Annotated in this window: 3 protein-coding genes; 2 read left to right on the top strand and 1 reads right to left on the bottom strand. The window is 56.4% G+C overall.

The features are described 5' to 3' along the window. Positions 1-30 precede the first annotated feature (30 nt). Positions 31-690 (bottom strand): SUMF1/EgtB/PvdO family nonheme iron enzyme, encoded by a 660-nt coding sequence (locus tag WCO56_09195; GenBank protein MEI7729738.1) that lies wholly within the window; start codon positions 688-690, stop codon positions 31-33. Between WCO56_09195 and WCO56_09190 the strand changes: the two genes are divergently transcribed. After that, entirely contained in the window at positions 689-1,006 is a 318-nt protein-coding gene (locus WCO56_09190; GenBank protein ID MEI7729737.1) for a hypothetical protein, read from the top strand. The genes WCO56_09195 and WCO56_09190 overlap by 2 nt on opposite strands. A 60-nt stretch (positions 1,007-1,066) precedes the next feature. Continuing rightward, complete coding sequence (locus WCO56_09185; GenBank protein MEI7729736.1) at positions 1,067-6,208, top strand: PEGA domain-containing protein; 5,142 nt, start codon at positions 1,067-1,069, stop codon at positions 6,206-6,208. Positions 6,209-6,221: the final 13 nt, after the last annotated feature.

Here is a 6,221-nt window from a genome sequence, read left to right as displayed (position 1 = left end):
TTTCTTATCCTCTCAGCTATCGTCGGCCACTTACACGAAAATATTTATAGCCTCCTCCTTTTGACTCCGCGCATTGCACCACTTCACACAATCATACCACATTACCGTCTGCACCGGGTGGTTGGCCGCCTTCCCAGCCCCGGCCCCGTCAAAGCCGTAGCCATTAGTGGCAGCCCACGTGTACACCGCATCCCATTGCGCCTTTGTCACTGAATTCGTGTCCATGTAAAACGCGCTCACAGTTACCGTGTGCAGGGGCAATGCTGCAGCGTCACTATCTCCGCTCGTATCCCCCATGGTGAAGGTACCAGCGGGGATGTAAGCCATGTTAGTCGGTACCGCGAGCGCCCGATAGAACCGCTGCCCAGAGGCCGGGCCGCTCGCATCCACCCACAAGCATGGCTTGGCCGGGAGTGTGAGATTGGTCAAGGTCGCCCAATTGCCATTCGTTAAATTCACCGCTGTTTGAATAATATAGGCCATCCCCACCTCGCCCGTGATGGTCAACCCCGCATACACTTGGACACTCAGCCCCGGATTGCTTGGCCCCTGCGCCCAGCCACTCAGGACGGTTACGAGCGCCGCCAGAACAAGGCCCTTCTTCAACAGGGTTTCAAAGGAGGATAACAGATTACTGCGCGTCACTGAACGGATGACATTTAAGCCACATTGCCTTTGCATGAAGTTCATGGGCGGTACACTAATGATTACGCCGCTATCCGTCAATCTGGAACGGCAAGTAACGGATTGCCCGTGGGCGCCTCGCTGCATTTCGGAGTTATTCTTAAGCCTGGTCAAGGGGCTGCAAGCGGCCTTGGCCCAACTGGGTAAATGCCCGCTCCACCTGGAGACGGACAACCGCAGCGCCGCCACAACGATCGTGGACCTGAACGGCAACGTGGCCTACTACCTGCGCGGTCCCTCGGGCGTGGTCCCCCAGAAGGCGGACCTGGTGCTGAAGCAATTGCTGGGCGCGGACGCCCCGGCGGGGAAGCCCCGGCCGTGATCGGTGGGATTCCAACAATTTTTGGTTGAATTTACCCACCAACCCGTTTATTACCACTGCATGGCGATCAATCTGCAAGCATTCCAAGAGTTGTTGCAGCAGGCGCACAGAAGGTTGCCCGAAGGTTATTCGGCCTTGGGCACTGTGGCGAGTCTGCTGGAGCATGAGGCGTTGAGGCGCGATCCCGCAACCGAGGAACATGCCACGTTCAATGATCTCTACGCCAAGGTTTTGGAGAATCTGACCGATGCCAAAACCATCTCTGCCCTTTTGGTGGGGGAACAAAAGTTCAAGCTGGATGCCTTGGCCAAGGATAAACTTAAGTGCATCGCACTGAGTTATTCAGCCTCGCCCGCCTTTACCCAGGCGCTCGTCACCAAAGTCAGCGAACGCGCCGCCAAAGTGGAGTTTGCCGAGGGCGAGGATGAGGTGGCGATCTTTGCGGGGGCCATGAATACGCTGCGCACCCTGTTGGATGAGCTGGTGGCGGATAAGGAGCTGGCGGGGATTCTGGAACGGGACTTGCGCAAAGACAAGGCGCTGGCGGAGGAACTGGCGGCGAATCCTGCGTATGCCACGGTAAAAATCAATGAGTTGATGCAAGGGTTGCTGCAGACCATCCGCAAGCGCGAGGATTTTTTGGAACTGATTCTGTTTGCGTTTGGCACCCAGAATGAGCGGATCCAGAATCGCAAGGCGGAGGGGCTCATGGGCGTCCTCAAACAATTGGTCAGCGGATTGGAGCGGCAGAAACGGGTTTGCACCGATAACCTGAAGCGGTTTAAGGTTGGGCACGCGGCGGCCAAACAACATTGCCAGCAATTATCCGCCGCCTTGAATTGCCTGCAACAACTTGCCACCCAAACGGAAGCCGTGCCCAAGCTGATTACCGATCATTTGCAGGCCCATGGTTGCGCGTGCGAGTTTAGGGCCACCTCCATCCCCATCTTGGAACAAGCCAAAACCCTGATGGACTATGCGGATCAAACCGCGACCGCCCGCGAACCGCTGCTGGTCGAGCTTGAGAAATTCAAAAAGGAGCGGGATGAAGCATTGAGCCCCGGCGTTGCGGCGGCGACCTTTATTCAACGGTACTGCAACTTGCATGCGTTGGTGCTTAATACCCAGAATCGCTGTAAAACGTTGTACGTGCAGGAATTGAGGAACCTGTCCAATCTATTGATGGATTGGCCCAACTGCGCGCAAATTGAGGATCGTTTGAAGAAAATTATCGGGGACTATTACCCGCCGATGGAGCCGTATGCGCTTGCTCCCGTCGGTAAACTGGATGTGCGGTCTGATCCATCGGGTTTTGCCATCTTCCTCAATGATGAGGATACTAAAAAGACCTCTCCAATCAGCATCGAGGTCCCGGCGTCCAGAACCTATCGGGTCGAATTGCGCCGCGCTGGTTACCCGCAACCAATGCTGGAAGCGTCTGTTGAACCGGGGCAGATCGCCTCGGTTGATTTCGGACATATTGACCCGCTACCGGTAGAGTTGACGGTGCTGTCCGATCCGCCGGGCGCCGCCATTGCCGTGGCTGCTGGCAGTAGCGGCACTGCCTTTGATGAATTGCCCCAACGCACCGGCGAAGGGGATCCGGTCAGCTTAGTCCCCGGTGATTACCGGGTGCGGATTAGTTTGGAGGGGTTCGACGATCAATCCAAGTCGGTTAAATTGGTGCCCGGCCAACCCGGGAAACTGGATTTTGGCAAATTCAGACCCAAACAGGCCCAGGTGAGTCTGGTCGTGTCGCCTGCCGAGATCAAACACAAGGTCAAAGCCACCTTGGACGGTAAACCATTACCAGCAAGTTCGTGGAACAAACTACCGGTCGAGGCCGGGCGTCAATACACCCTTGAGGTTACTGCCGATGGTTATGTAAAGCGAACGGAGCTGTTGGACGTGACGGCAGGGTTGGTTGCGATTGTGGAAGTTCAGCTTGAGCTGGCGTTGATCCCAGTGGTGCTGACCAGTGAGCCTGCCGGGGCGGAGATCACGCTCAAGCGCAATGGTCAAGTTGTGGCAGGCGGGTCGGAGATACGCGAATCGCTTCCCGCCGGACGTTATTTGGTAACCGTGGTCTTGCCGGGGTACGAATCTCTCAAAGATCAACCGATCGAGTTGGTTTACAAGGAAGGCGAAAGTTTTACCGAAAACTATATTTTAAAAGAAGCGGTGGGGTCACCCCCTCGACCGCAATCACTGGAACTTAATTTACTCTGCGAGCCAGCAGATGCGGTGTTGGAAATTCAGGGGCCAGCCGGGGAATCCTGGGCCGCGACGGGAACTTGGCGGCAAACCGTTGCCGCAGGCTCCTATCAGGTTAAAGCAACGAAGGATGGGTATAAACCTTGGGAAGATGTGATTACCGTTGCAGAAGGCGCGGGCTTGGTCACCAGAAAAATTAATTTGGTCAGTGAGGGCAGCAATAAGCCGGTCACACTGTTGACCATTAATCCTGACCCTAAAGATGCCAGCTTGGAGATTCTGGGACCGAACGGGGAAACCTGGAACTCGACGGGGATGTGGAGCCAACGTGTGCCGGCGGGTTCATATCAAGTCAAGGCGACGAAAGAGGGTTATAAGCCGGCGGAAGAGACAGTGACCGTTGCGGCTGGTGGTGGACCGGTTACCAAGACGCTCAAGTTGACTAAGTTGGTACCGGATATTCTCTTTTCCATTACCTGTACCGATCCGCAAGATGCCGCCTTGGAAATTCAGGGGCCGACCGGGGAGTCCTGGACCGCAACGGGCGCTTGGAGCCTGCGCGTTCCGGCGGGCGCATATCGAGTCAAGGTGACCAAAGAGGGTTGCAAGCCGGTGGAAGAGACAGTTTCTGTCATTGCTGGCGGGGGGCCGATCACCAAGACCTATCGCTTAAGTGCGCCGCCTCCGCCTCCGCCTCCGCCGCCCGGTATTCTCTTTTCCATTACCTGTACCGACCCGAAAGAGGCCGCCTTGGAAATTAAAGGACCGACCGGGGAATCCTGGACCGCAACCGGCGCTTGGAGCCTGCGTGTTCCGGCAGGTTCATATCGGGTCAAAGTGACGAAGGACGGTTGCAGACCGGTGGATGAGGCTGTGACCGTCGCGGCTGGCGGTGGACCGGTCACCAAGACCTACCGATTGATCAAGCTTCCGCCGGATGTCCTTTTTACCGTTGTCAGCCGCACTCCCCCTGATGCTGCCATTGCGATTAAAGGCGTAACTGGCGGTGAGTGGACGGGCACGGGCAGGTGGAGTCAACGGGTAGTGCCTGGCCAATACGAAATCCAAGTATCTAAGTCCGGGTACAAAACCCATCTGGAAAAGATCACAGTATTGGCTACGGGTGGACCTGTTACCAAGTATTTTACCCTTACCCTGCAAACGGAGGTTCCACCCCCGCCGCCACCACCTCCCCCCCCGCCCCCGGGCAAGGTGTCCGTGTCCATCACCGGCATGCCGGCGGGTGTAACGATCACCCTCAAAGGTGCCGGTGGGGAATGGTCGCACAGGGACCGCTTCAAAGAAAGCCTGGAGCCTGGGCAATATCAGTTGTTGGGTAATCTGAGTGGCCATCACCCATACCAGGAAACGATCGAGGTCAGGGCTGGAATATCTTTTTCCAGGACCATTACCTTGAAGCAGATCGAGCCCGCCAATGTGACGGTTACCAGCGATCCTGCGGGAGCGACCATTCTTGTGAATGGCAAAGAGCGCGGCAAGACCGCTCAAAAACTCGCCCTCATGCCAGGGGAGTACACGATTGAGGTCAAATTGGATGGGTTCCTGTCGAAGTCCGAGTCCGTGACTCTGACCGAACGCCAGCCTTGCCCGTTGAAGTTTAAACTTGAAAAAATTGAACCACCTGGCCCTATAAATCCGCCTCCCCCGCTCACTTTGCTTACGATCACCAGCGAACCGAAAGGGGCGAAGGTGCTGGTGGATGGACGGCAAGTCGGTAGGACGCCATGTTCCGTTGAGGTGAATCCGGGCGAGCGGGATATTGAGGTGGATTTGCCCGGGTACAAACGCGGCCATGAGGTGTTGAAGATTGCCAAGGACCCCGTCAAAAAACATTTTACGCTCAAGGAGCCCCCACCGGAAATGGTGCCGCTCACCTTGACCAGTGATCCAGACGGAGCCAGCGTGGAAGTGGATGGCAGCCCCATTGGTGTCACGCCGCTGGAAGAGCATAAACTGTTGCCCGGACCGCATCGGTTCAAGGTGGTCAAGTCGGGTTGCCGGCCATTTTACGGCACCCTGGATATTCCGTCCAATCCCGACGGGCATCTGGAGCACATCAAGTTGGAAAAACAAAATGTCCTGATCTTCATTCTTGCGGGGCTTGGCTTTTTTGCGGTCGCTGCGGTGTTGGTCTATTTCCTGTTTTTCAACTCCGATGATAAAACCGGTGGCAGTCAGCCAAAAACTGGTGGATCGCTACCCGCTACTCAAAATGCCACCACGCCGGCACCGCCCGCACCGGTAGTGTCCACTGTCAGCGTGACGGTGATGTCGGAACCTTTGGGGGCCAGCGTGGAGGTGGATGGCCGGCCGGTTGGCCCACCCACCATGTGTGTCGTGAAAGTTCCCGCTGGCAGCCATACCTTCCGGGTTAGTAAATCCGGCTTCCTGGCGCGGACCATTGAAAAAGAAGTGCTCCGCGATTCCATGCTCGATTTCGGAACTCTGGAACGGGTGGCGGTGGTTGATTCGCGCGGCAGCATATTTATCTGGGCTCGCGAGGAGAGCGGCAAGCAGCGTTATGACGCCGATGTGTACGTCAATGATAAATCCATTAATCAAACCACCCCGGTCTATTGGCCGTTGACGCCAGGGTCCTATACGGTGGATGCGAAATTGCCTGGATTTATCACCGAACCGCAAACGGTGGTCGTTCACGCCAGTGTGACCAACGAGGTCGTGATTCTGCTGAAGAAGAAAAACACGGATTCAAACCCTCGCGCGTCCGTGTCCAGTTCACCGTCTGGACCTCCGGTATCAGTCACGTTGCTTTCCGAACCCATGGGGGCCGCCATTGAAGTGGACGGGGTGCCGCAGAATAGTGTGACCCTCTGTACGTTGGCGATTCCGTCCGGTTTGCGCACCTTGCGTGCCACCAAAGGCGGGTATGAGCCAGTCGTTCTGCACACAAATATTTCCGGCGGGCGGATGATGGTTGATTTTGGTAAAATGCAGCGGGCACCGTGAGTCATCTCTCCAC

The organism is Verrucomicrobiota bacterium (genome assembly GCA_037139415.1).
Classification (GTDB): domain Bacteria; phylum Verrucomicrobiota; class Verrucomicrobiia; order Limisphaerales; family Fontisphaeraceae; genus JBAXGN01.
The sequence above is the reverse complement of the archived record's forward strand: the minus strand, read 5'-3'. Positions and strand labels throughout refer to the sequence as shown.

What these genes read in the sequence shown, in the direction of transcription:
- WCO56_09195 (MEI7729738.1), bottom strand. Translation starts at nt 690, where the DNA reads ATGAACTTCATGCAAAGGCAATGTGGCTTAAATGTCATCCGTTCAGTG.
- WCO56_09190 (MEI7729737.1), top strand. Translation starts at nt 689, where the DNA reads ATGGGCGGTACACTAATGATTACGCCGCTATCCGTCAATCTGGAACGG.
- WCO56_09185 (MEI7729736.1), top strand. Translation starts at nt 1,067, where the DNA reads ATGGCGATCAATCTGCAAGCATTCCAAGAGTTGTTGCAGCAGGCGCAC.